The 24,807-nt window shown below is 72.7% G+C and carries 23 protein-coding genes; 8 read left to right on the forward strand and 15 right to left on the reverse strand.

The window, feature by feature from the left end; all coding sequences use genetic code 11:
* Window positions 1-22 precede the first annotated feature (22 nt).
* The 6 genes from ACH54P_RS19660 to ACH54P_RS19685 all read right to left on the reverse strand — a co-directional run bounded on the left by ACH54P_RS19660 (window position 23) and on the right by ACH54P_RS19685 (window position 6,544).
* On the reverse strand, window positions 23-1,036 hold the full coding sequence (locus ACH54P_RS19660) for an ABC transporter permease (protein WP_489914765.1): 1,014 nt from the start codon (window positions 1,034-1,036) through the stop codon (window positions 23-25).
* Complete coding sequence (locus ACH54P_RS19665) at window positions 1,033-2,556, reverse strand: sugar ABC transporter ATP-binding protein (RefSeq protein ID WP_489914767.1); 1,524 nt, start codon at window positions 2,554-2,556, stop codon at window positions 1,033-1,035. Before ACH54P_RS19665 ends, ACH54P_RS19660 begins: the two co-directional genes overlap by 4 nt.
* Entirely contained in the window at window positions 2,553-3,584 is a 1,032-nt protein-coding gene (locus ACH54P_RS19670) for a sugar ABC transporter substrate-binding protein (RefSeq protein ID WP_489916526.1), read from the reverse strand. The genes ACH54P_RS19665 and ACH54P_RS19670 overlap by 4 nt, the downstream gene beginning before the upstream one ends.
* Window positions 3,585-3,646: 62 nt before the next feature.
* Window positions 3,647-4,393, reverse strand: a complete 747-nt coding sequence (locus ACH54P_RS19675) for an SDR family NAD(P)-dependent oxidoreductase (protein WP_489914769.1) — start codon at window positions 4,391-4,393, stop codon at window positions 3,647-3,649.
* Window positions 4,386-5,690: an enolase C-terminal domain-like protein gene (locus ACH54P_RS19680; RefSeq protein WP_489914771.1), complete on the reverse strand. Its 1,305-nt coding sequence runs from the start codon at window positions 5,688-5,690 to the stop codon at window positions 4,386-4,388. Before ACH54P_RS19680 ends, ACH54P_RS19675 begins: the two co-directional genes overlap by 8 nt.
* Before the next feature lie 2 nt (window positions 5,691-5,692).
* Window positions 5,693-6,544: a fumarylacetoacetate hydrolase family protein gene (locus tag ACH54P_RS19685; protein WP_489914773.1), complete on the reverse strand. Its 852-nt coding sequence runs from the start codon at window positions 6,542-6,544 to the stop codon at window positions 5,693-5,695.
* Window positions 6,545-6,750: 206 nt separating this feature from the next.
* On the opposite strand from ACH54P_RS19685, the gene ACH54P_RS19690 reads away from it, so the two are divergent.
* Window positions 6,751-7,962 carry a multidrug effflux MFS transporter gene (locus tag ACH54P_RS19690; protein WP_489914775.1) on the forward strand — a complete coding sequence of 404 codons (1,212 nt, stop codon included), beginning with the start codon at window positions 6,751-6,753 and terminating at the stop codon, window positions 7,960-7,962.
* Here the strand turns inward: ACH54P_RS19690 and ACH54P_RS19695 are convergent.
* Window positions 7,952-8,215, reverse strand: a complete 264-nt coding sequence (locus tag ACH54P_RS19695; RefSeq protein WP_489914777.1) for a hypothetical protein — start codon at window positions 8,213-8,215, stop codon at window positions 7,952-7,954. The genes ACH54P_RS19690 and ACH54P_RS19695 overlap by 11 nt on opposite strands.
* Window positions 8,216-8,261: 46 nt before the next feature.
* Between ACH54P_RS19695 and ACH54P_RS19700 the strand changes: the two genes are divergently transcribed.
* Window positions 8,262-8,981, forward strand: a complete 720-nt coding sequence (locus tag ACH54P_RS19700; RefSeq protein ID WP_489914778.1) for a MerR family transcriptional regulator — start codon at window positions 8,262-8,264, stop codon at window positions 8,979-8,981.
* On the opposite strand, the gene ACH54P_RS19705 is transcribed toward ACH54P_RS19700, so the two are convergent.
* Window positions 8,974-10,197 carry an NAD(P)/FAD-dependent oxidoreductase gene (locus ACH54P_RS19705; protein ID WP_489914780.1) on the reverse strand — a complete coding sequence of 408 codons (1,224 nt, stop codon included), beginning with the start codon at window positions 10,195-10,197 and terminating at the stop codon, window positions 8,974-8,976. The two genes, ACH54P_RS19700 and ACH54P_RS19705, sit on opposite strands and share 8 nt — an antisense overlap.
* 217 nt (window positions 10,198-10,414) lie before the next feature.
* Here ACH54P_RS19705 and ACH54P_RS19710 point away from each other — a divergent pair, with 217 nt between their 5' ends.
* The 3 genes from ACH54P_RS19710 (at window position 10,415) to ACH54P_RS19720 (ending at window position 15,267) form a co-directional block, all read left to right on the forward strand.
* A complete protein-coding gene (locus ACH54P_RS19710) occupies window positions 10,415-10,621 on the forward strand; it encodes a hypothetical protein (protein WP_489914782.1) in 207 nt (68 codons plus the stop codon).
* Between the two features lie 60 nt (window positions 10,622-10,681).
* Window positions 10,682-12,661, forward strand: a complete 1,980-nt coding sequence (locus ACH54P_RS19715; RefSeq protein ID WP_489914784.1) for an SDR family oxidoreductase — start codon at window positions 10,682-10,684, stop codon at window positions 12,659-12,661.
* A gap of 824 nt (window positions 12,662-13,485) precedes the next feature.
* Window positions 13,486-15,267 (forward strand): hypothetical protein, encoded by a 1,782-nt coding sequence (locus tag ACH54P_RS19720; protein ID WP_489914786.1) that lies wholly within the window; start codon window positions 13,486-13,488, stop codon window positions 15,265-15,267.
* A gap of 14 nt (window positions 15,268-15,281) precedes the next feature.
* On the opposite strand, the gene ACH54P_RS19725 is transcribed toward ACH54P_RS19720, so the two are convergent.
* From ACH54P_RS19725 to ACH54P_RS19740, 4 genes are all read right to left on the reverse strand, one after another.
* Complete coding sequence (locus ACH54P_RS19725) at window positions 15,282-15,743, reverse strand: transposase (protein ID WP_489914788.1); 462 nt, start codon at window positions 15,741-15,743, stop codon at window positions 15,282-15,284.
* 40 nt (window positions 15,744-15,783) lie between these two features.
* A complete protein-coding gene (locus ACH54P_RS19730) occupies window positions 15,784-16,191 on the reverse strand; it encodes a transposase (RefSeq protein ID WP_489914790.1) in 408 nt (135 codons plus the stop codon).
* Window positions 16,192-16,226: 35 nt separating this feature from the next.
* On the reverse strand, window positions 16,227-17,360 hold the full coding sequence (locus tag ACH54P_RS19735) for an FAD-dependent oxidoreductase (protein ID WP_489914792.1): 1,134 nt from the start codon (window positions 17,358-17,360) through the stop codon (window positions 16,227-16,229).
* Window positions 17,361-17,466: 106 nt separating this feature from the next.
* Entirely contained in the window at window positions 17,467-18,798 is a 1,332-nt protein-coding gene (locus tag ACH54P_RS19740) for an aminotransferase-like domain-containing protein (protein WP_489914794.1), read from the reverse strand.
* Window positions 18,799-18,887: 89 nt separating this feature from the next.
* Here ACH54P_RS19740 and ACH54P_RS19745 point away from each other — a divergent pair, with 89 nt between their 5' ends.
* On the forward strand, window positions 18,888-19,670 hold the full coding sequence (locus tag ACH54P_RS19745; protein WP_489914796.1) for an ABC transporter ATP-binding protein: 783 nt from the start codon (window positions 18,888-18,890) through the stop codon (window positions 19,668-19,670).
* A 19-nt stretch (window positions 19,671-19,689) separates the two neighbouring features.
* On the forward strand, window positions 19,690-20,346 hold the full coding sequence (locus ACH54P_RS19750; protein WP_489914798.1) for an O-methyltransferase: 657 nt from the start codon (window positions 19,690-19,692) through the stop codon (window positions 20,344-20,346).
* Between the two features lies 1 nt (window position 20,347).
* Here the strand turns inward: ACH54P_RS19750 and ACH54P_RS19755 are convergent, their stop codons facing one another.
* Both ACH54P_RS19755 and ACH54P_RS19760 read right to left on the reverse strand, forming a co-directional pair.
* A complete protein-coding gene (locus ACH54P_RS19755; protein WP_489914800.1) occupies window positions 20,348-22,261 on the reverse strand; it encodes a transglycosylase domain-containing protein in 1,914 nt (637 codons plus the stop codon).
* 77 nt (window positions 22,262-22,338) lie between these two features.
* A complete protein-coding gene (locus tag ACH54P_RS19760) occupies window positions 22,339-23,064 on the reverse strand; it encodes a FadR/GntR family transcriptional regulator (protein WP_489914802.1) in 726 nt (241 codons plus the stop codon).
* Between the two features lie 118 nt (window positions 23,065-23,182).
* On the opposite strand from ACH54P_RS19760, the gene ACH54P_RS19765 reads away from it, so the two are divergent.
* On the forward strand, window positions 23,183-23,413 hold the full coding sequence (locus ACH54P_RS19765; protein WP_489914804.1) for a hypothetical protein: 231 nt from the start codon (window positions 23,183-23,185) through the stop codon (window positions 23,411-23,413).
* Window positions 23,414-23,425: 12 nt separating this feature from the next.
* Here ACH54P_RS19765 and ACH54P_RS19770 read toward each other — a convergent pair whose 3' ends face one another.
* On the reverse strand, window positions 23,426-24,793 hold the full coding sequence (locus ACH54P_RS19770) for an L-serine ammonia-lyase (RefSeq protein WP_489914806.1): 1,368 nt from the start codon (window positions 24,791-24,793) through the stop codon (window positions 23,426-23,428).
* Between the last annotated feature and the right edge of the window lie 14 nt (window positions 24,794-24,807).

Below are 24,807 nucleotides of genomic sequence, written 5' to 3' on the forward strand. Positions count from 1 at the left end.
TCGGATCTTCACGGGGTGAGCGTCAGGTCTGGGGCTTTCCGCCCGCGTACCGGGCGATGATCAGCGCGACCAGGATGATGGCGCCGTAGATCGCGCCCTGCCACTCCGCCGTGACGTGCGCGTAGTTGAGCAGGCTCGACACCGACGCCAGCAGCAGGACGCCGGTCAGGGCGCCGACCAGGGTGCCCTTGCCGCCGTCGAGCGAGACGCCGCCGATCACCGCGGCCGCGAAGACCTGCAGGATCATCCCGGAGCCCTGGTTCGCGCCCAGCGCGCCGACGTAACCGGTGTACGCGAGCCCGCCGATCGCCGCGAGGATCCCGGCGACGACGAACACCGCCCACGCGATCCGGTCGACACGCACGCCCGCCGCCCGCGCGGCTTCGCGGTTGCCGCCGATCGCGTACAGCGCGCGGCCGACGCGGTGGTAGCGCAGCACCCAGCCGGCGACGGCGAACAGCGCCGCGGCCAGCCACACCGACATCGGCAGCCCGAGGAACGTCGTCGTCGCCAGGTTGGTGAACGAGTCCGGCAGGTTGAACAGCGTCTTGCCCTTGGTCGAGCCGACCTGCACGCCGCGGAGCACGGTGAGCATCGCCAACGTCACGATGAAGGCGTTCAGCTTCAGCTTCACGATCAGGAAGCCGTTGACGAACCCGACCAGCGCCCCGCAGAGCGGGATCACCAGCAGGCCGACCGCGGCGGGCAGCTCGACGCCGAAACCGGCCGACGCGGCCGGGATCACGACCATCGCGCCGAGCGCCGGCGCCAAGCCCATCGTCGATTCCAGCGACAGGTCGAACTTCCCGGTGATCAGCACCAGCGACTCGCCGAGCACGACCAGCGAGAGCGCCGCCGACGCGGTCAGGATGCTGACGATGTTGCTCCAGCCGACGAAGGTGTCGTCGACCAGGCCGCCGATGAGGAACACGACGACCAGGGCGGGCAAGAGCGCGAGTTCACGCAGCCAGACGGCCTTGCGGCGCCGTGGTGGCGCGGGCAGCTCCGTCTGCGGGGAGGTCATCACGTCGGTCACGAAAGCTCGACTCCTTCGATGTCGGCCACGAGGTCGCCGTCGGACCACCCGGCCTGGTGTTCGGCGACGACGGCCCCGGCGCGCAGCACCAGGACCCGGTCGCTCAGGCGCAGGTCGTCGAGCTCGTCGCTGACGATCAGCACCGCCTTGCCCTCGGCGCGCACCCGGTCGACGACCGCGAGCAGCGCCTCCTTCGACTTCACGTCCACGCCCGCGGTCGGGTTGATCAGCACCACGACCCGCGGGTCGCCGATCAGGGCCCGGGCCAGCACGACCTTCTGCTGGTTGCCGCCGGACAGGTCGGACACCGGCTGCTCGGCGCTCGCGGCCACGATGCCGTAGTCAGCCAAGGCCTGCGACGCCCTCGCGAACCGCGAGCCCGGCGACGCGATCCCGCCGCGGCCGAGCTTGTCCAGGATCGACAGCGTGGCGTTGTCGGCGATCGAGTGCGCCAGGACCAGGCCTTCGTGGTGCCGGTCGCGCGGCACGCAGCCGATGCCCGCGCGGATCGCTGCCGGGATGTCGCCCGGTCGCAGCGGCGAGCCGTCGACGCTGATCGTGCCCGCGGACGGCGCCCGCAGGCCGTAGACCGTCTCGGCGACCTGGTGCTTGCCGCTGGCGTTGCTGCCCGCGAGCCCGACGACCTCGCCGCGGCGGAGCCGGAACGAGACGTCCGAGAAGCTGTCACCGGACAGCCCTTCGACCGCGAGGATCTCCGCGGCGGCGTCGTCGAGGGCTTCCCGGGACGCCGCGTCGCGGACCGACAGCCCGCCCGGTTCCCCGGTCATCGCGTCGACCAGCTCGGCCTTGCCGACCTCCGACACCGGCGCGGTGAGCACGTGCTTCGCGTCGCGCAGCACGGTCACCGCCTGGCAGACCTCGTAGACCTCGTGCAGGTGGTGCGAGATGAACAGGAACGTCACCCCGCCCGCCTGCATCTGGCGCATCCGCTCGAAGAGCCGCTCGATGGCCTGGCTGTCCAGCTGCGCGGTCGGCTCGTCGAGCACGATGAACCGGGCGCCGTAGGACAGCGCGCGGGCGATCTCGACGAACTGCCGGTCCTCCACCGACAGGTCGCCGGCCGGGGTGTCGACGTCGACGTGCACGTCCCACGAGTCCAGCAGCTCGCGCGCCTTGCGCCGCAGCGTCTTCCAGCCGATGGCGAACCCGCCGCCCGCCTGCCGGTTGAGGAACAGGTTCTCGGCGACCGTGAGCTGCGGGACCACCATCGCGTGCTGGTACACGCAGGCGACGCGCGCCTTCCATTCGTCCTGTTTGGACAGCGGAGGGGCCGGCTCGCCGCCGAACTCGACGTGCCCGGTGTCCGTGGCAGACAGGCCGGTGAGGATGGAGACGAGCGTCGACTTGCCGGCCCCGTTGCGCCCGACGAGCGCGTGCGACTCGCCCGGGTGCACGGTGAGGCTGACGTCGTGCAAGGCCACGGTCGGGCCGTAGCGCTTGCCGACACCTACGGCGCTGACCACCGGGACGGCGGATTCGCCGGCGGGCAGCGCGGTCACAGGTTGTTCCCCCACAGGGCCTTGTCGTCCACGTTGTCCTTGGTGATGACGGGCGCGGGCAGCTGGTCCTCGAGGATGCCGGGGCTGATCTCCACGATGGTGCTGCCGTGGTCGGTCGGCCCGGCCTTGAACGTCTCGCCCGCCATGGCCTTCTTCAGCCAGTACAGGCCGTACTTCGCGTAGGCGTCGGCCGGCTGGGACACGGTGGCGTCCAGCTCGCCGGCGCGGATCGCGGCCAGCTCCTGCGGGATGCCGTCGTTCGAGACGAGCACGATGTGCTTCGGGTCGCCGACCGGGAAGAACAGGTTCTTGCGCTTGAGGGCCTGCTCGGTCGGGGCCAGGTAGACGCCGCCCGCCTGCATGTAGACGCCCTTGATGTCCGGGTTCGCGGTCAGCATGCTGTCCAGCCCGGAGGACGCCTTGTCGGCCTTCCACTCGGCCGGGATCTCCAGCACCTGGATGCCGGGGTACTTCTGCTTCATGCAGTCGCGGAAGGCTTCCGAGCGGTCACGGCCGTTGACCGACGCGAGGTCGCCCATGATCTGCACGACCTTGCCGGACTTGACCTTCTCGCCGATCGCGTCGCACGCCTTGGTGCCGTAGGCCTTGTTGTCGGCCCGCACCACCATGGCGACCTTGCCGCTCTCGGGGGCGACGTCAACGGCGACGACCGGCACGCCCTTGTTCTCCGCCTGCTTGAGCCCGGCGACGATGGCCGCGGAGTCCAGCGGCGTCACGACCAGGCCCTTGACGCCCTGGTTGAGGAAGGTGCCGATGTCGGTGATCAGCTTCGCCGGGTCGCTGTCGGCGTTGACCGTCGGGAGGACGTCGACGCCCTCGGACTGGGCCATCTTCGGGACGTAGTTGTTGTAGGCCTGCCAGAACGGCGAGGTCAGCAGCGGCAGGGTCGCCCCGACCTTGCCACCGGCGTTGCCGCCCGCCGCGGGCGCCGACGCGTTGTCCTTAGTGGACCCGCAGGCGGCCAGTACCAGGCCGCAGACGGCGGCCGTGGCGGCCACCTGGATCACCCTGTTCTGGAATAACACAGCGCGCACCGCATCCTCCTTGATGACAGCGGAAATCAAGTCTCTTACTGGTGTTGCACGGGGCCGCGCGGGCGCAGGCCGTACATGCCGCCGTCGACCGCGAGCGCGGTCCCGGTGGTCGACGCGGACCGCGGGCTCGCCAGGTAGGCGATCGCGTTCGCGACCTCGTCGGCGGTGACCAGCCTGCCCATCGGCTGGCGGGCCGCGAGCGCCGCGCGTTCGGCCGCCGGGTCTTCGGCGGCGTCGAGGAGCCGGCCCACCCAGGGGGTGTCCGCCGTGCCCGGGCACACGCAGTTGACGCGGACCCGGTCGGGCAGGTGGTCGGTCGCCATGGCCAGGGTCAGCGAGAGCACCGCGCCCTTGGTGGCCGAGTAGAGCGCGCGCTGGGGCAGACCGGCCCAGGCCGCGATGGAACAGGTGTTGACGATCGCCGCGGACGGCGACTTCTTCAGGTGCGGCAGCGCGGCGCGCGCGAGCCGGACCATGCCGACGACGTTGACGTCGAACACGCGGTGCCACTCGTCGTCGTCGTTGCCCGTGACGTCGCCCTGAGCACCGATCCCGGCGTTGTTGACCAGGATGTCGAGGCGCCCGAAGCGGTCCACGACGGCGTCGATCGCCGAGCGGACTTCCTGATCGGAGCCGACGTCGCAGCGGAAACCGTCGTCGCCCGGTTTCAGGTCCAGCACCGCCACCTGCGCGCCGCGTTCGGCCAGCAGGGTGGCGACGGCCTTGCCGATGCCCGAGGCGCCTCCGGTGACGGCGGCCACCAGGCCCTCGAATTCACTCACTTGCGGTCTCCGTCCACTCGGGACCGTCCGGGAAGCGGAACCGGCGCAGCGTGGCGTCGTGCATGCGCGCGGAGAAGCCGGGGGCGGTCGGGGCGAGGTACCGGCCGCGCTCGACGACGGCCGGGTCGGTGAAGTGCTCGTGCAGGTGGTCGACCCACTCGATCGAGCGGTCCGCGTCGGTGCCGGACACGGCCACGAAGTCGAACATCGACAGGTGCCGGACGAGCTCGCAGAGCCCGACCCCGCCGGCGTGCGGGCACACCGGGACGCCGAACTTCGTGGCCAGCAGCAGGATCGCCAGGTTCTCGTTGAACCCGCCGACGCGGGCGGCGTCCAGCTGCAGGACCGAGATCGCGTTCGCCTGCAGCAGCTGCTTGAACACCACGCGGTTCTGAACGTGCTCGCCGGTGGCGACGCGGATCGGGGCCAGGGCCTTCGCGATCGCCGCGTGCCCGAGGACGTCGTCCGGGGAGGTCGGCTCCTCGATCCAGTACGGGTCGTACGGCGCCAGCGCGGTCATCCAGGTGACCGCGGCGGAGACGTCCCAGCGCTGGTTGGCGTCGACGGCGATCCGGATGCCGTCGCCGACCGTCTCGCGTGCCAGCTTCATCCGCCGGACGTCGTCTTCGAGGTTGCCGCCGACCTTGAGCTTGATCATCTCGAAGCCGTCCGCGACGGCCTGTTCGGCGAGCCGCACGAGCTTCGCGTCCGCGTAGCCGAGCCAGCCGGGTGACGTGCTGTAGGCGCGGTAGCCGTCCGCTTCCAGCCGCGCGGTGCGCTCGGCGCGGCCGGGTTCGGCGGCACGCAGGATGTCGAGGGCTTCGGCTTCGGTGAGCGCGTCGGAGAGGTAGCGGAAGTCGACCAGGGACACCAGTTCTTCGGGCGTCATGCGCGCCGCGAACTTCCAGACCGGCAGGGCGGCGCGGCGCGCGGCGAGGTCCCACGCGGCGTTGACCACCGCCCCGACAGCCATGTGCGCGACGCCCTTTTCCGGGCCCAGCCAGCGGAACTGCGAGTCGCCGACGAGCGTGCGGGACAGGTCGCCGAGCGCGGCCGCGTCCTCGGGGACGTCCCGGCCGACGACGTGCGGGGCGAGCGCGCGGATGGCGGCGGCCTGGACGTCGTTGCCGCGGCCGATGGTGAACGCGAGGCCGTAGCCGTCCGGGCCGCCGTCGGTGTGCAGCACGACGTAGGCGGCGGAGTAGTCCGGGTCGGGGTTCATGGCGTCCGAGCCGTCCAGCTCCCGGGAGGTGGGGAACCGGACGTCCAGCACCTCCATGCCGATGATCTTCGCCATGGTCAGGCCTGCCTCGCGGTCTGGCGCTGCCGGCCGAGCCCGTCGATCTCCAGCTCGATGACGTCGCCGTCGCGCAGGTAGGGCTTCGGGTCGGGCTGCCCGAGCGCGACGCCCTCCGGCGTACCGGTGTTGACCAGGTCGCCGGGCCGCAGCACCATCACCTGGCTGAGGTGGTGGACGATCTCGGCCACCGTGAAGATCATGTCCTTGGTCGACGAGTCCTGCTTCTTTTCGCCGTTGATCCACAGCCGCAGGCCGAGGTCCTGCGGGTCGGGCACCTCGCTCGCCGGGACCAGCGCCGGGCCGAGCGGGTTGAAGTTCTCGCAGGACTTGCCCTTGTCCCACTGCGCGGTGCGGAACTGCAGCGCGCGCTCGGAGACGTCGTTCGAGACGACGTAACCGGCGACGTGCTCGAGAGCGTCGTCGACGCTGTCCAGGTAGCGCGCGGTCTTCCCGATGACGACGCCGAGCTCGACCTCCCAGTCGGTGCTCACCGAGCCGCGCGGGATGAGGACGTCGTCGCCGGGGCCGACCACGACGTCCGGCGCCTTCATGAAGACGACGGGCTCGGTCGGCGGGGTCGCGCCGGTCTCCTCCGCGTGGCGGCGGTAGTTCATGCCGATGCAGACGACCTTGCCCGGCTGGGCGATGGGCGAGCCGACGCGCAGCCCGCCGGCGTCCGCTCGCGGCAGTTCCCCGGCGGCGAGCGCGGCGGCCGCGCGCGCGATCCCGTCCGCGGCGAGGAAGCCGCCGTCGATGTCGGCGGTCAGGCCGCCCAGCTCGTAGGTCGTGCCGTCGTCGGCACGCACGAACGGACGCTCACTTCCCGGCTCCCCGAGGCGCACAAGCTGCACGGATATTCCCTTCACCCACACCGACCAGACATCCGATGTATATCGCAGTCGTGACCGTCGATCCAGAGCCATCGCTGAATCGGTTGCAAAATTGGTCGGATCAGTATCGGTTCACCGCCCGGTCGACCACGAAGTGTCACCGATCACAGCCGGAATAGCCCCGGTCACGGCGTCGCTGGTCGGAGGCAAGGACCGGCAGGAGGCGCATGACCACCACGGCGGAACGTACCGCGCCGGGCAGGCGGGCGCAGCTGAAGTTCGTCCTCGTGCTGGGTGGCCTCTCGGCGTTCGGCCCGCTGTCGATCGACATGTACCTGCCCGCGCTGCCGCGGATGGCGGACGACCTGCACGCGGCGGACACCACGGTCCAGCTGACGCTCGGCGCGTTCATCGCGGGCCTCGCGCTGGGCCAGCTCGTGCTGGGGCCCCTGTCGGACGCGCTCGGCCGCCGCCGTCCGCTGCTCGTGGGGCTCGCCCTGTACGTCGTGGGCTCGGTGCTCTGCGCGGTCAGCCCGGACGCCTGGCTGCTGGTCGCCGCCCGCGGCGTGCAGTCCCTCGGCGCCGCCGCGGGGGTCGTGATCGCCCGCGCCACCGTGCGGGACCTCTACTCCGGCACCGCGATGACGAAGTTCTTCTCGACGCTGATGCTGGTCAGCGGGCTCGCCCCGATCCTCGCGCCGCTCATCGGCGGGCAGCTGCTGAACTGGACGTCCTGGCGCGGGGTGTTCGTCGTGCTCACGGCGTTCGGTGCGCTGCTGCTGGCCGTGGTCGTCTTCGCCCTCCCCGAGCCGCTTCCGCCGGACCGGCGCTCGCCCGCGCGGCTCGGCCGGGTGATGCGCGCGTACGGGCGGCTCGTGGCGGACCGGACGTTCGCGGGCTACGCGCTGGCGTCCGGGCTGCTGTTCGCGTCGATGTTCGCCTACATCTCGGGGTCGTCGTTCGCGCTGCAGGGCGTGTACGGGCTCAGCCCGCAGGCCTACAGCGTGGTGTTCGGCGTGAACGGCGTCGGCATCGTGCTGGCCGGGCAGCTCAGCGGCCGGCTCGTGGGCCGGATCCGGGAACGCGCCCTGCTGGCTTCCGGTCTGGTCCTGGGTGCCGTCGGCGGGACTTCGGTGCTCGCGGCCGTGCTGACCCGGGCTCCCCTGCCGGTGCTGCTGGTGGCGTTGTTCCTGCTCGTGTCGAGCATCGGCCTGGTGATGCCGAACTCGAGCTCGCTGGCGCTGGCCTCGCACGCTCGTTCGGCGGGCGCGGCTTCGGCGTTGCTGGGGGTGCTGCAGTTCGTGGTGGGCGCGATCGCGACGCCGCTGGTCGGGCTCGGGGGCCCGGGCACGGCGGTGCCGATGGCCGCGACCATGGCGGGCTTCGCGCTGCTGGCCCTGGTGGCCTTCCTGACCCTGACGCACGAAGTCACTCCCTGAGCAGACGCTCCAGCTCCGCACCGGCCGGTTCGTGGCCGGCGTCGGCGATCCGCTGCAGTTCCAGCAGGTCGCCCGCGGCGACCGCGCGGCGGGTCAGCAGCGCGCCGGCGTGGTCGCAGCCTTCGTCCAGCAGCTCGCTCAGCTCTTCGACGTCGCCGCGGGCGTCGGCGAGGTCGGCGAGCCGGTCGAGGGCCGTTTCGTTGCCCTCGTCGGCCAGCGCGCGCAGGGTCTCGTAGTCCGCCATGCCGGTCATCCTGCGACCTTGCCCCAGGGGCAAGGTCAAGTGCGACGATGGCGGGGTGCTCACCATCGGACAGCTCGCCGGGTACGTCGGGGTGACGCCCAAGACGATCCGCGTCTACCACGCCAAGGGTCTCCTCCCGGAGCCGCCGCGCGACGCGTCCGGCTACCGCCGCTACCGCGTGGCCGACGCCGTCGAGCTGATCAAGATCCGCACGCTGGCGGAGGCCGGCGTACCGCTGGCGCGCATCCGCGAACTCCGTGCGGGCGGCGGGCTCGTCCCGGCGCTCCGGCAGATCGACGACGACCTCGCCGCCCGCATCCGCGGCCTGCAAGACACCCGGGCCCGGCTGCGGCAGCTCGCCGACGGGCAGCTGTCCGCGTTGCCCGCCGACGTCGTGGACCACCTCGCGGGCTTGCGCGGTCTGGGGTTCAGCGAACGCTGGGTCGCGCTGCAGAACGACCTGTGGCTGCTGGTGTTCGCGACCCACCCGGAGACGGCACGCGCGAACTTCCGGGACCAGGCGGCGATGCTGGCCGACCCGGCACTGTGCTCCCTGGTCCTCGAGTACGACCGGGTGCACGACCTCGACCCGCGGGACCCGCGCGTCGAGGCACTGGCCGAGCGGCTCGTCGCCGCCACCCGAGCGCGCTACGGCGCCGAACTCCCTTCGTACGAACGGGGTTCCGCGATCCCGGCGCTGGTGCAGGGCGCGGTCAACGCGTCGTCGCCCGCTTGGCGGCGGCTCGACGCGCTGATGCGCGACCGCCTCAGGTGAGCGACGCCAGATCCGCCGTCCTGAGCTGTTCGGCGGTCACGGTGGCGCGCCCGTCGACAAGGGCACCCAACGCGTCGCCGTCGTCCCACATGTTGACGTTCATCGCCGCCGCGACACGGCCTTCGCGCAGCCAGAACGCCGTGAACTCGCGGGACGCCAGGTCGCCGCGAACGACCAGCTCGTCCGTCGCCGGATCGGCCAGCCCGCGGTACTCGCAGCCCAGGTCGTACTGGTCGGTGAAGAAGTACGGCGAGGCGAGGAACGGTTCGTTCTCCCCCAGCAGGTTCTGCGCCACGTGCGTGCCCTGCTCCTTCGCGTTCGCCCAGTGCTCCACGCGGATGCGGCGGCCGAAGCGCGGGTGGAAGTGGGCGGCGATGTCGCCGACCGCGTAGACGTCCGGGGCCGCCGTGCGCAGGCCCGCGTCCACGCAGACGCCGCCGTTGTCGGCCAGCTCGAGGCCCGCCGCGTGCGCCAGCTCCACCCGGGGTGCCGCGCCGACCGCGACCAGGACGACGTCCGCCGTCAGCTCTTCGCCGCCGGCGAGCCGGACGCCGCGGACGCCGCCGGGCCCGCCGGTGATCTCGGCGACCTGCTCGCCGAGCCGCCAGTGCACGCCCTTTTCGCTGTGCAGGTCCCGGAAGACCCCGCCGACGGTCTCGCCGACGACGGTGGCCAGTGGCACCGCGACCGGGTCCACCACCGTCACCTCGGCGTTGTGCGTCCGGGCCGCCGCGGCGGCTTCGGAGCCGATCCAGCCGGCACCGACGATGACCACGCGCTCCGCCCCGGCGAACGCCGACCGCAGCTTGAGCGAGTCGTCGAGGCTGCGCAGGGTGTACAGGCCGGGCAGATCGCCGCCGGGGACCGGCAGGGAGCGCGGCCGCGAGCCGGTCGCCAGCACGAGCCGGTCGAAGCGGTGCTCGCCGCCCGCGTCGTCCAGCACCAGCCGCGCGCCGAGCTCGACGCGGGTCGCGGTGACGCCGGGGCTGAACCGGATGTCGTGCTCGGCGTAGTACTTCTCTTCGTGCACCCAGTCGGGTTCGTCGGTGTTGCCCAGCAGCACGCCCTTCGACAGCGCCGGCAGCTCGTACGGGCGGCGCGGATCCGAGCCCATCAGCAGGATTTCGCCGGGGTAACCGCGTTCGCGCAACGCGGCCGCGGCGGACGCCCCGCCGAGGCCCGCACCGACGATGACGATCTTCCGCGGCTCCGACATCCTGACCTCCCACGGTGACGACGGCTCGTGCCGCGGACGCTACTCCCGAACCCGCCGGACCACATCCCGTCCCGGTCCCTACGCCGGAAATCCGCGAACCGCAAGGGGAAACCCGCGAGTAGGCAGATCGGGTGAACCGGCGTCATAGGGCTCCCGCGTCCCGCTCCCACCCTCGCACGGAGCACGACCACGAGGAGAAATGCGGAGGGCGGCGACCATGAGTCGGGGCGAGTGGTCGATCGGCTGCCGGGATCTGGCCGGCAGGCGCAGGGACGTGACGGTGTTCGTCAGCGACGACAAGGTGGTGCTGGTCGCGCCACCGGGCGAGGCGGCGGTGCTCGGGCCGCTCGACGTCGGACGGCTGCGGGCCGCCCTGCGCGACGCCGTCGTGGCCACGGCCGACGACGAGACGTCCGAAAGCTGACAACTACCGTTCCTACTCTGGAGTAGGTTAGAGTCGGGCCCGACGACGAAGGGACCGGCCATGACGACCTACTTCGTGACGGGCGCGACGGGCTTCATCGGGAAACGCCTGGTCGCCCGGCTGCTGCGGCGGCCGGAGACGGCCGCCGTCCACGCGCTGGTCCGTGAGACCTCCCGCGAACGGCTTTCGGCGTCGGCCCGCGGCTGGGCGGGCGCGGACAAGCTGCACCCCGTGGTCGGCGACCTCGCCGAACCCCGCCTCGGCGTCGACACCGCCACGCTGCCGCACATCGACCACGTCGTCCACCTCGGCGCGATCTACGACCTCACCGCGGACGAGGAGGCCAACCGGCGCGCCAACGTCGAGGGCACCCGGCACCTGCTCGCCTTCGCCGCCGCGGCGGAAGCCGGGCTGGTGCACCACGTGTCCTCGATCGCCGTCGCGGGCGACCACGCCGGGCGGTTCACCGAAGCCGACTTCGACCTCGGCCAGCGCTTCTCCTCGCCGTACCACGCGACGAAGTTCCAGGCCGAGAAGCTGGTCCGCGAGCAGCCGCTGCCCTACCGCGTCTACCGGCCCTCCGCGGTCGTCGGCGATTCGCGCACCGGCGAGATGGACAAGATCGACGGGCCGTACTACTTCCTCCCCGCCATCTCGCGGCTGGCCGCGCTGCCCCGGCGCCTCCCGCTGGCCGCGCCCGACCTCGGCGCGACGAACCTGGTGCCGGTCGACTACGTCGTCGAGGCGATGGAGTACCTGATGCACCGGGACGCGCCGTCCGGGGCGACCTACCACCTCGCCGCCGCGCGGCCGCAGTCGCTCAACTCCGTCTACAACGCCTTCGCGCGCGCCGCGGGCGGGCCGGTGATCCGGGCCGTGCTGCCCGCGCGGCCGTCCGGGGTGGTGCGGCGCGTGGGCGGCCGGGTCGCGAAGGCCGCGGCCGCCGGCGTCGACCGCGTGCCCGGCGGCCGGGCGGCCCGGGCCGCCGTCCTCGAGGAGCTCGGCGTGCCGCCGGCGGTGCTGCCGCACCTGACCATGGACGTCGTCTTCGACACCGCGCGCACGACGACGGCGTTGTTCGGCAGCGGTATCGAGCTGCCCGAGCTGCGGGACTACGCGGCGCCGCTGCACCGGTACTGGCAGGCCCACCTCGACCCCGACCGCGCCCGCCGCGGGCACGGCCTGGCCGGGCGCACGGTGCTGGTCACCGGCGCGTCGTCCGGGATCGGCCGGGCGTCGGCGCTCGCCGTGGCGCGCAAGGGCGCCAAGGTGATCCTCGTGGCCCGCCGCGCTTCGGAGCTCGAAGAGGTGCGGGACGAGATCACCGCGGCCGGCGGCGTGGCGGCGGCGCACCCGTGCGACCTCACCGACGGCGACGCCGTCGACGCACTGGTCAAGGACGTCCTCGGCCAGCACGGCGCGGTCGACATGCTGGTCAACAACGCCGGGCGGTCGATCCGGCGCTCGGTGGCGCTGTCCACGGAACGGTTCCACGACTACGAGCGCACGATGGCGATCAACTACTTCGGCCCGGTGCGGCTGATCCTCGGTTTCCTGCCGTCGATGGCCGAGCGGCGGTTCGGCCACGTCGTCAACGTGACGACCCAGGGCCTGCAGACCGACACCCCGCGCTTCTCGGCGTACCTGGCGTCGAAGGCGGCGCTGGAGGAGTTCGGGCTGACGGCCGGGCGCGAGACGCTGTCGGACGGGATCACGTTCACGTCGGTGCGGATGCCGCTGGTGCGGACGCCGATGATCGCGCCGACCGGCTACCGCGGCCTGCCGTCGAGCAGCCCGGAACGCGCGGCGGCGCTGGTGGTGAAGGCCCTGGAGGAGCGGCCGGAGGTGCTGAGCCTGTCCGAAGGCCGCGCCGCCGAGCTGGCGACGCTCGCCGCGCCGCGGCTGGCGCGGTTCGCCGCGCACCTGGCGTACCGGGCGATGCCGGAGTCGGCACCGGAAGCCCGCGGCCTGCCGCGCCGGCCCGCACCGGCGTCCGTCGCGGCGGCGTTGACCCGCCTGATCTGGCGCCGCCGCGCCTGATCGCCGCGAATTCCGCCGAAACCCTGGCACCGGGGCGGTGGGTACTTCTACCCTCGCGCTCGCGCCGCTCATTCGAGCGGCCTTGGGAACTGGGGAGTTCGGAATGCCGGAAACCAGCACTGGGAAACGATTCGCGGCCGCGGACGAGACGGCCGCGATCGGCACGGCCCGGAGTACGGCCGGGTGACAGGGGCCGGAGCCGGGCGAAACCCCGGCTCCGGCTGCCGGCCCGGTTCGGCCCGGCCCGGCCCGGCCCGGCCTGGCCGCCCCAGCCCGGCTTGGCCCGCCCTGACGCGGCCCGACCCGGCTTGGCCCGCCCCACCCGGCTTGGCCCGCCCCGACGCGGCCCGGCCTGCCCGCCCCAGCCCGGCTTGGCCCGCCCTGACGCGGCCCGACCTGGCCCGCCCCAGCCCGACCTGGCCCGCCCCAGCCCGGCTTGGCCCGACCCGGCCCGGCTTGGCCCGCCCGACCCGACCCGACCCGGCCCGGCCTGGCCCGGCCTGGCCTGGCCCGGCCTGGCCCGCAAGCCATCTCGCCCCAGCCGTGCATCCGGGGCCGCCGCCCTCTCCGCACCCGAGTGCCCTGCCAGCGCGCGATGATGCCGCCCCCATCCGCCGCCGCCCGGCCGCGGTGTTCGGCCCCGTCTCTCTGCGCCGCGGGCCCGCCGCCGGCGCCCGGCGCTCGTCACCTCAGCCGCGATGTCCGGCCCCGCCCGCTCCCCCGCCCCGGGCGAACCACCTGCCCCGGTGGTGCTCGTCATGTCCGCCGCCGCGGTGGCCGCTACCATCGCTTCCCTGGTGATCGGGAGCGGAAGGCGGGCAGGCGTGGACGTGGCGAGTCCTGCGCGCGCCGCCGCCCCGGCTCCGGCGAAACCGCCGATGCTGCGCTGGAGCGTGCACGCCGGCTGGGTGGTGCTGCTCGCGCTGGCCACCGAGTACCGCGTCGGGCGCTTCGGGTTCCACCCCTCCGACCAGGGCTTCATCCTCGCCCAGGCGTGGCGGGTGCTCCACGGCGAAGTCCCGCACGCCGACATCATCTCCGCGCGCCCGCTCGGGTCCGCGGTGCTGCACGTCGCCGACTACGCGCTGCCGATGCCGCTGTTCTTCGGCTCCAGCTTCCTATCCATGATCGAGATCATCGTGGCGACGATCGCCTTCGCCACGCTGGTCACGCGCCGGCGGGTGCTGGACTGGGGCCCGGGCATGACCGCGATGGTCGCGGCCGCGTCGCTGATCAACCTCAACGCCTTCCCGCTGATGGCCTGGCACACCGTCGACGGCATCGCGCTCACCGCCTGCGGTGCCTGGGCGCTGGACGCCGGCCTGAGCGGGGACCGCGCGCTCGCCCGCCGCGGCGGGCTCGTGCTGCTCGGGTGCGCCGTGTTCGTCAAGCAGAGCTTCGCGCTCGCCGCCGTGATCGGGGTGCTGTGGCTGCTGCTGCACCCGGCGACGCGCGCCGGCGCGCTGCGGACCGCGCGCTGGTGGCGCCGGCTGCTCCTCGACCTCCTCGCGCTCGGCGCGCCCGGCCTCGCGTACGTGGCGTGGGTGAGCCTCGGCGGCGGCTTCGCGGAGATGGTCGAGCAGCTCACCGGCGGCGTGCCCGCGTACGGCGAACGGCTGCTCGGGCTGTGGCTGGAAGACCCGGAGGTGCTCACCCAGGCACCGGTGCGGGAGCTGAGCTTCTTCGCCGTGATCGCGGTGGTCCTGCTGGCTGTCCGGCTGCCGGGCGACCGGCTCGGCGCGGCCGGGCGGGCCGCGTCCTGGGTGCTCGTGCTCGCCGGCGCGGCGGCGGTGGTCTGGACGGTCGTCGACGGCCGGTTCACCGGCTCCTCGCGCTGGGCGGACGTGCTGTGGTGGATCGTCGCGGTCAGCGTGCCGGTGACCGCGGCCGTGCGGCGGAAGGTGCCGTGGGCCGGGCTGCTGGTCCTCGCGACCGGGTTCATGACCAGCCTGTCCTGGGGCAACGACACGCCGACGCTGCTCACCGGCACCCTCGCGCTGACGGCGTTGCTGCTGCTGAGCCACCTGGTCCCGCCGCGGCCGCGGCTCGCCCGGCGCTGGGTGACCGCGACGACCGGGCTGACGGCGGTGGCCGTGTGCGGCTGGGTCGTCGTCGCGCGGCACGACCAGGCGGCCTACCTCGACCTCGGGCACGACCGGCTGACGGCGGACCTCGGCGACGTCAGCCCGGCGATGTCCGGCATCCGCACGAACCCCTCGACGTTCCGCTACGTCCAGCAGATCCGCGACTGCGCGGACCGCTTCCCGGCCGGGCGGACGGCGGTCCTGCCGGACAACGCGTTCGCGTACCCGGCGTTCGGGCTGCGCAACCCGTTCCCGCTGGAGTGGCCGCTGCCCCTGGAGATCGTCGGCGACGCGCCCGCCCGCATGCTCGAGACGGCGGACGCGCTCAACCGCGAAGGCGGCTACCTGGTGCTCTTCCAGACGGTGCCGACCCGCCTGCTGGCGACCGGCGGCCCGGTGCCGGCCGAAGTCCCGGCCGACACGCCGGTGTTCACCTACCTCGGGCTGGAGAAGGCGATCCAGGACCGGCTCACGGGCCGCGTGGTCACCTGCGGCAGCTTCGTGGGCAAGTACGCCCCCTGAGCTCGGGCGCCTCCCTAGGGCGTGTCTGACAATGCCTTGGTCCAGGTGATCACCGCGTGCAGGACGACGGCTGATCGGTAGATGATGGCGAGCTTGTCGTAGCGAGTGGCCAAACCCCGCCATTGCTTGAGCAGGTTGAACCGTCGCTCGACAACGTTGCGGCCGCGGTAGTCCACCGGGTCGAAGGCAGGTGGACGACCGCCGCGGGAACCGCGGCGGTCGCGGTGCCCGGCCCGATCAGCCGGCTCGGGGATCACGGCGGTGATACCGCGGTCGCGCAGATGCCCGCGGATCGCTCTCGAGGAGTAGGCCTTGTCGCCGCGGACGCGGTCAGGTCTCGTGCGGGCCCTGCCGCGTCCAGCCCGGCGGATGCGCAAGTGTCGCATGAGGTGCGGGAACATCGGTGCGTCTCCGGCCTGGCCGGGCCCGACCAGCGTCACCAGAGGTCGGCCGTTGCCGTCGACGAGGTGGTGCACTTTGGTGCTCCAGCCGCCGCGGGAGCGGCCGATCGCGTGATCAAGCGGCTCGGCGAGTAGATCCGTGTAGTTCGACCCAGCCCCCCGTGGCGCGGGTGATGTTGGTGGCGTGCTGGTGGGCTCGGGCGATGGTGGAGTCGACCGATACCGACCAATCGACCAGGCCGGCCGCGTCGGCTTCGGTGAGCAGGCGCTGCAGCACGGTGTCCCAGGTGCCGTCGCCGGCCATCCGGCGATGCCAGGTCCAGATCGTCTGCCACGCACCGAACACCGCCGGAACATCCCGCCACGCGATTCCGCACCGATACCGGTAAATGATCCCCTCGACCATCGCCCGCGCATCCGAGAACGGCCGACCACGCCTACCGGTGCGGACCGGCAGCAGATCCTCGATCAACGCCCACTGAGCATCCGAGAGCAGCTGAAACCGCGACACGGCCGACAGCATCCCAGCAAACAGCCGTGGCGTTTGTCAGACACGCCCTAGTTCACCCCGGTGAACAAGTCGATCAGGTTCTGGGCGATGTTCTCGCCCGCGGCGCCCGAGAGCAGCTCGCCGAACCGGGCGCCCTCGGCGCCGACCTCGGCGCTGCGGACGAACATGACCCGCTCGTACGCGGCGAGCGCGGCCTCGACGTCGCCGGGGTGCGCGGCGAGGGCCTGGCCGAGTTCGGCGCCGTCGAGCATGGCCAGGTTGGCGCCTTCCCCGTTGACCGGCATGAGGTGGGCCGCGTCGCCGACCAGGGTCACCCCCGGCACGCGATCCCACCGGAGCCCCATCGGCAGGGTGTAGTGGGGACGCAGGACGGGCGCGGTGTCGGCGTCGGTGATCAGCGCGGTGAGCTCCGGCGCCCAGCCGTCGAACTCCGCCGCGACCCGCGCGGCGGCCGCGTCGGGATCGGTGAAGTCGACGGCGTCGAACCAGTCCAGCGGCCGGGTGAGGGACACGTAGGCGTGCAGGGTGTCCCCGCTCTCCCGGTGGGCGTTGATGCCCTTGCCCGGGGCGGGCGCCATCAGCGAGCCGCCGCCGACCGCCTTCGCCGTCGCGGGGCGACGGGTGTCGGCGTCGAACAGGTAGGTCTCGACGAACGACGTGCCGACGTACTCGGGTGTGGCGTCGGTGAGCAGCGGCCGGACGCGCGACCAGGCGCCGTCGGCTCCGACCAGCAAGTCCGTCACGACGGTGGTGCCGTTGGCGAAACCCACTTCGTGCCGGCCCCCGCCGAGAGAACGGGTACCGGTGACCTTGTGTCCCCAGTGGACAGTGCCGTCCGGGAGCGCGTCGAGCAGCATCTGCCGCAGCTCGCCTCGCTGCACCTCCGGACGCCCGCCCGTGCCGTCGTCGGCCTCGTCGAACAGGACGGTCCCGTCGCGATCCAGGATCCGCATCGCCTCACGGCCCTCCAGGACCAGACCCCGGAACTCCTCCATCAGCCCGGCCGCCTCCACGGCCAGCTGCCCGTTGTAGTCGTGGATGTCGAGCATCCCGCCCTGCATCCGCGCCATCGGCGACGACTCCGCCTCGTACACCACGACCGGAACACCGTGGACGTGCAGAACCCGGGCGAGGGTGAGACCGCCGAGACCGGCGCCGATGATCGTGACTGGGGTGTACATCCGTGCTCCTTCGGGGTTTTCGGTGCGACACCCGAAGGCTGGCGCGGCTCCCTGGTGCGGGCCGCACACGGCGCTGGCACGGCACTGGTACGCGCTGGTACGGCTCCTAGTCGCCGGCCAGCAGGTCGTCCGGGCTGCCGTTGGCGAGCGCCGCCAGGACGCCGAGGGCCGCGGACAACGTCGTCACCGGCGGCGCCGAGACGGCGATCCGCACCGCGTTCGGCGCGTGGCCCGGCAACACGGCGAACGCCGCCGCCGGGGACAGCGCGATCCCCCGGCGGGCCGCCGCCGCCACGAACGTCTCCGCGCGCCACTGCTCCGGCAGCTCCCACCAGCGGTGGTACGCCAGCGCGTCGCCGCTGACCGGGAAGCCGGCCAGCTTCTCGGTGACCACCTCCGCGCGAGCCGCCGCGTCACGCCGTTTCGCGGCTTCGACCTCGGCCAAGGTGCCCGTCACGATCCACTGCGTCGCCGCTTCGACGGCGAAGCGCGACGCTGCCCAGCCGCCCGAGCGGACCGACGACGCCAGCCGCGCCGTCCAGGACGGCGGCGTCACCAGGAAACCCGCCGTCAGGCCGGGGGCGACCCGCTTGGACAGGCTGTCGACGAACACCGTCCGCTCCGGCGCGAACGCGGCGAACGGCCGGACATCCCCGCGCAGGAACGTGTAGATGCCGTCCTCGATCACCGGCAGGTCCAGACGGGCGACGACCTCGGCGAGCTCGGCGCGGCGCTCCGGCGGCATCGTCGTGCCGAGCGGGTTGTGCAAGGTGGGCTGGACGTACAGCGCGCGCACCGGCCCGGCTGCGGCCAAGGACTCCGGCACCAGGCCGGACTCGTCCGTCTCGATCGGCACCAGCTCCACGCCGAGCCGTGAGGAAAGCGCCTTCACGACCGGGTACGTCAGCGACTCGACCGCGAGCCGCTCCCCCACCGGGACGAACGCGGCGATCGCCGCCGCGATGGCCTGCCTGCCGTTGCCGGTGAACAGCAGCGTCGCCGGGTCCGGCCGCCAGTCGCCGCGGGTGAGCAGCGCGGCCGCCGCTGCCCGCGCCGCCGGGGTGCCCGCGGCGCCGATCGGGTGCAGGGCCGCGGTGAGGACGTCGTCGCGCAGCAGCGGTTCCAGCGCCCGCGCCAGGCGCGCCGACTCCCCCGGCAGCACGGCGAAGTTGAGCTCGAGGTCGACGCGGGCGTCGCCGGGCTCGGCGAGCGCCGGTTCCGGCGGCGGCTTCGCGGCCCGGACGAACGTGCCGCGGCCGACCTCGCCGACGGCCAGGCCGCGCCGGACCAGTTCGCCGTAGACGCGGGCGGCGGTGGAGTTCGCGATACCGCGCTGCCGCGCGAAGCGGCGCTGCGGCGGGAGCCGGTCGCCGGGGCGGAGGCGGCCGGCCTCGATGTCGGCGGCGAGGGCGTCCGCGACGACGCGGTAGTCGTCCATGTCCACCTTCGCTTCCCGCCGGAACGCCGTCGGTGAGCATGATCCCACTTCTCCGGGGCAGGCCGCCCACCTAGGTTAGCCTTACCTCCGTGACCGCTCGTCTGCTTGCCGAAGACCTGACGCTGGCCTACGACGGCCGGACCGTCGCCGAGGACCTCGGTGTCGTGGTCCCGGACCGCTCGTTCACGGTCATCGTCGGGCCGAACGCGTGCGGCAAGACGACCCTGCTGCGCGCGCTGTCGCGGACCCTCGAACCGCAGGCGGGCTCGGTCTACCTCGACGGCGCGACGATCGGTTCGTACGGCGCCAAGGAGGTCGCGCGCCGGCTCGGGCTGCTGCCGCAGAGCTCGATCGCGCCGGAGGGCATCACGGTCGCCGACCTCGTCGCCCGCGGCCGCTACCCGCACCAGAAGCTGCTGCGGCAGTCATCGCGCGAAGACGCGTCGATCGTGGCGGAGTCGATGCGCGCGACCGGGGTCGCCGACCTGGCGGACCGGCTGGTGGACGAGCTGTCCGGCGGGCAGCGCCAGCGCGTCTGGCTGGCCATGGCGCTGGCGCAGCGGACGGACCTGCTGCTGCTCGACGAGCCGACGACCTACCTCGACATCGCGCACCAGATCGAGATCCTCGACCTGTGCGCCCGCCTGCACGCGGAGCAGGGGCGGACGCTGGTGGCGGTGTTGCACGACCTCAACCACGCGGCCCGCTACGCGACCCACCTGATCGCGATGCGCGACGGCGTGGTGGTGGCGGCGGGGACGCCGGAGGAGGTCGTCACGGAGGCGAACGTGGAGAAGATCTTCGAGCTGCCGTGCCGGGTGATGCCGTGCCCGGAGACCGGGACGCCGCTGGTGATCCCGAAAGCCCGCTAGATTGGGGTGCGGAGGTGCCATGACCGACAAGAGCTGGGCCGAAGTCGACGACTACCTCACCGAGGCGCTCCTCGCCCCCGATCCGGTGCTCGACGACGCCCTCGCCGACGCGGCCGCCGCCGGGCTGCCGCCGATCGCCGTCGCGCCCAACCAGGGCAAGCTGCTGAACCTGCTGGCCCGCCTCGCCGGCGCGCGGACGATCCTGGAGATCGGCACGCTCGGCGGGTACAGCACGATCTGGCTGGCGCGCGCCCTCCCACCCGGCGGCAAGCTGGTGACCTGCGAATACGAGCCCCGGCACGCTTCGGTCGCGAAGGCCAACCTGGCCCGGGCGGGCTTCGGCGAAGACGTGGTCGACATCCGCGTCGGCGCCGCGCTGGACACGCTGCCGTCGCTCGAGGGCCCGTTCGACTTCGTGTTCATCGACGCGGACAAGAACAACCTCGCGAACTACGTGCGCGCAACGCTGAAGCTGTCCCGCCCCGGCACGACGATCGTGGTCGACAACGTCGTCCGCCAGGGCGGGGTGGCCGACCCCTCGAGCACCGACCCGAACGTGCTGGGCGCCCGCGAGATGTTCGACGTCCTCGCCGCCGAACCGCGGCTGGACGCCACCGCCGTCCAGACCGTCGGCACCAAGGGGCACGACGGGTTCGTCCTGGCTCTCGTCCGCTGACTCAGCGCGGCGGCCGCACCACCGGCGGCGGGCCCGGGGCCATCGGCCGGGCCGGCACGTCCTGGTGCGCCGCCGCCATGAAGTCGCGCCAGATGGCGGCCGGGACGACGTCGCCGCTGAGTTTCGCACCGCTCGCGTCCTTCAGCCGGCGTTCGTCGTCGGAGCCGATCCAGACCGCGGTCGCCAGCTGCGGGGTGTAGCCGACGGCCCAGGCGTCCTGGTTGTCCGGGCTGGTGCCGTGCTCGGCCTCGCCGGTGCGCAGCGCGGCCCCGCTGCTGTCGGTCAGCGTGCCGGTGACCTCCTGGGCGATGCGGCGGCTCTGGCCGCCGTCTTCGTCGAACGCCGGGCGCGCGGTGTCGGTGTGCTCCCAGATGACCGCGCCGCTCTCGTCCCGCACCTTCGCCACCAGGTGCGGGGTCGTGCGGCGGCCGTCCGCGGCAAAGGTCGCGTAGGCGCCGGCCATGTCCAGCGGCCGCAGCGGGTACCGGCCGATCGCGATGCCCGGCCCGATGAGGAAGCCGTCTTTCTCGCGCATCGTCGGCGTGCCGTCGACGGTCTCGGGGATCCCGGCCTGCCGCGCGGTCTCGCTCAGCACGTCCGGGCCGAACTTCTTCGCCAGGGCGACGAACGGGCCGTCGGCGTGCGCCCGCATCGCCGTGCGCGGCGTGCACTTGAGGCTGCAGACGGCCGGGTACTTGAACTTCTCCCCGAGGAACTCCTGCTCCTCGGGCGCCGAAATCGGCACGTTCGGGCCGTAGCCCCGGCGCAGCGCGGCAGCGAGGGTGAACGGGTAGAACGCCGAGCCGGCCGCGTGCGGGGTGCTCGCGTAGTCGCGGACGCCCTGGTCGCCACCCTGGTAGGCGCGGATCGCGCCGGTCTTCGGCTCGACCGCGACGACGGCGCCGCGGAACTCCTGGGGCTGGCTCTTCAGCCTGTCCTGCAACGTTTTCTTCGCGGCGTCCTGCATGCCGCGGTCCAGGGTCGTCTCGACGGTCAGGTTTCCCTGCTGGAGCCGGCCCAGCGGGAAACCGTCCTGTTCGAGCTCGGCCAGGACCTGCTGCTTGATGTGGAACTCGTCGTAGGAGAGGCGGCCCGCGCGCGTCTCCGACGGCGGCTGGACCTCGTCGCCGGGGTAGGCCAGCTTCTCGTCGCCCTTCACGTACCCGCGGGCGACGAGCTTGTCGCGCACGTACTGCCAGCGCCGCGCCGCGTGGGCGTCGCCGGAGGCGGCCGGGTCGTGCACCGAAGGCGACTGGATCATCCCGGCGAGGAACGCGGCTTCGCTCCAGGTCATCGAGTCGTCGAGCTTCTTGCCGAAGTAGGCGTTCATCGCCGCGGCGGGGCCGAACGTGCCGCGGCCGAAGGAGATGATGTTGACGTAGCTTTCGAAGATCTGTTCCTTGCTCTGCTCCTGGGTGATCTTCGTGGCCAGCACCAGCTCGGCGAACTTCCGCCCGATCGTGGCGTCCTCGTCGCCGGTGGACTTCTTGATGTACTGCTGCGTGATCCCGGACCCGCCGCCGACGCCGGTGAGGAACGCGCGGCCGATGCCGGTCGGGTCGAAGCCCTGGTTGTCCCAGAAGGTCGGGTCCTCGGTGGCGATGATGGCGTCGCGGAGTTTCGCGGGCACCTGCCCGTACGGCACGAACCGCCGGTCGCCGTCGGCCGGGATCACCTTGAGCAGCTCGGACCCGTCCGAGTACTGCAGGACGACGGTCTTGTCGAGCCCGGCCAGGACCTCCTCGGGGCTGCGGACGTCGAGCACCAGGTAGGCGACCCAGAAGGCGATCAGCGGCACGCCGACGAGCGCGCCGGTGGTCCAGTACGCGATCCGCCGGATGCGCCGCCACCGGCGTCGGCGCGGGGAGTCCGGCTTCGCGGGGGCTTCGGTTTCTTCCTCCGTCGGCAAGGTCACGAATGGATGACGGCCGGCCGGTGGTGAAGGTTCTGTGGAGAACTAACGAGGTTGTTCGAATCCTGTCAAGGCGGGCGTCAGGAGAGGAACGCGCGCAGCAGCGACGCCGTGCCCTCGATGTGCTCCGCCATCGCCTGCCGGGCGGCGGCCGCGTCGCCCGCGAGGATGGCGTCCACGATCGCCTCGTGCTGGGCGTTCGAATGCTCGAGGTTGGGCGGCAGCAGCGGGATCCGGTCGAGCAGCTGGTTGACGCGGGTGCGGGCGTCGGCCATCGCCGTGGTCAGCGAGCCGGACGCCGTCACCTCGGCGATCGCCAGGTGCAGCCGGGAGTCCTTGCGGCGGTAGTCGTCGAGGCCCGCGCCCGCGGCCTCGGCGAGCGTGCCGGTGAGGTGCTGCCGGTCGGCGGGGCTCAGCGACCGCGCCGCCGCCATTTCCGCGGCACCGGTTTCGAGGACGTAGCGCAGGCACAGCGCGTCCTCCAGCGCGACGGCGTCGACCTTGCCGCCGGGTGACTGCTCGGGCGGCCCGGGCAGGCTTTCGTTCACGAACGTGCCGCCGTAGCGCCCCCGCCGTGACTCGACGTAACCGGCGTCCGAGAGGGCCCGGATGGCTTCGCGCAGCGTGACGCGGCTGACGCCGAGCCGCTCGGCGAGTTCGCGTTCGGACGGCAGCCGCTCCCCCGCCCCGACCACCCCGAGCCGGATCGCCTGCAGCAACCGCTCGACGGTCTCCTCGAAGGCATTGCCCGCGCGAACCGGCCGGAACAGCGCTTCACCGGCATTCACCACCGAGGTCGACTCCATCCCGCGAGTTTAGGCCGCGGCGGCGCACCTTCGGAGTGGCCGGGCCCCGTCGCTCTCGGTGACACTGGTGTTCGCGGCGCGGAAAACCGGTGGAACCGGACGGGCACGGTGAGCGACGATGAGGACCACGACACCGAACATCGACGCAGGGGGCGATCCGGTGCACTTCTTGATGGCCGAAGACCTGGTGCACGAGCGGGAGAACGAACTCCGCCACGGCGTGCGCAACCGACCACCCGGCCGGGCGACGCCTCGGCGGCGCACCGGAACCCGGCGCCAGCAGCTCGGCTGGACCCTGGTGGAGGTCGGCCTGCGGCTGGCCGTCGAACCGGAGGATCGGCAGCGCTGAGCCGCCGGGCCGTCAGCACTCGATGACGTTCACCGCCAGGCCGCCGCGGGCCGTTTCCTTGTACTTCACGCTCATGTCCGCGCCCGTCTCGCGCATCGTCTTGATCGCCTTGTCCAGCGTCACCACGTGGCTGCCGTCGCCGCGCATGGCCATCCGGGCCGCGTGGATCGCCTTCGACGCGCCGACCGCGTTGCGCTCGATGCACGGGATCTGGACCAGGCCGCCGACCGGGTCGCACGTCAGCCCGAGGTGGTGCTCCACCCCGATCTCGGCCGCGTTCTCCACCTGGGCCGGCGACCCGCCGAGCACCTCGGTCAACCCCGCCGCCGCCATCGCCGACGCCGAGCCGACTTCGCCCTGGCAGCCGACCTCCGCGCCCGAGATCGAGCCCGTCTGCTTGAGGATCGAGCCGATCGCGCCCGCCGTGAGCATGAACTTCACGATGCCGTCGTCCGACGAGTGCCGGATGAAGCGCTGGTAGTAGTGCAGCACGGCCGGGATGATCCCGGCGGCGCCGTTGGTCGGCGCGGTGACGACGCGGCCGCCCGCGGCGTTCTCCTCGTTGACCGCCAGCGCGTACAGGCTCACCCAGTCCATCGCGTACAGCGGGTCGTCCGCGCCGTCCTCGGCCAGGAGCTTCTCGTGCAACGCCCGCGCGCGCCGCGGCACCTTCAGCCCGCCCGGCAGGACGCCTTCGTGCGTGCAGCCGTTGCGGACGCACTCCGCCATGACCGCCCAGATCGCGAGAAGCCCGTCCCGCACCTCCTCGCGCGAACGCCAGGACAGCTCGTTGGCCAGCATGATCTCGCTGATCGGCAGCCCCGTCGCGGCGCAGTGCCCGAGCAGGTCCGCGCCGGTGCGGAACGGGTACGGCACCGGCGTCGAGTCCTCGACGAACACCGCGTCCGTCTCGTACGACTCGTCGCGGACGAAGCCCCCGCCGACCGAGTAGTACGTCCGCTCGCGCACCAGCTCACCAGCCGCGTCGAACGCGCGGAACACCATGCCGTTCGGGTGCGCCGGCAGGGACTTGCGCCGGTGCATGGTGAGGTCGGTGTCCTCGTCGAACGCGATCTCGTGCGTGCCGCCCAGCAGCAGGCGGCCGGACTCGCGGATGTCCGCGACACGACCGGGCACAGTGTCGGTGTCGATCTCTTCGGGACGCTCACCCGAAAGTCCGAGCAGGACGGCCTTGTCGCTGCCGTGACCGAAGCCGGTCGCGCCGAGGGAGCCGAACAGCTCGGCCTGGACGCGCGCGGTCCGGCCGAGGTCGTCGCCGAGTCCGTCCACAAAGGTCAGTGCCGCGCGCATCGGGCCGACGGTGTGGGAGCTCGACGGCCCGATGCCGATGGAAAACAGGTCGAAGACGCTGATCGCCATTGATCCGCCCCTTC

It is taken from the genome of Amycolatopsis sp. N2S4-7 (assembly GCF_058119595.1).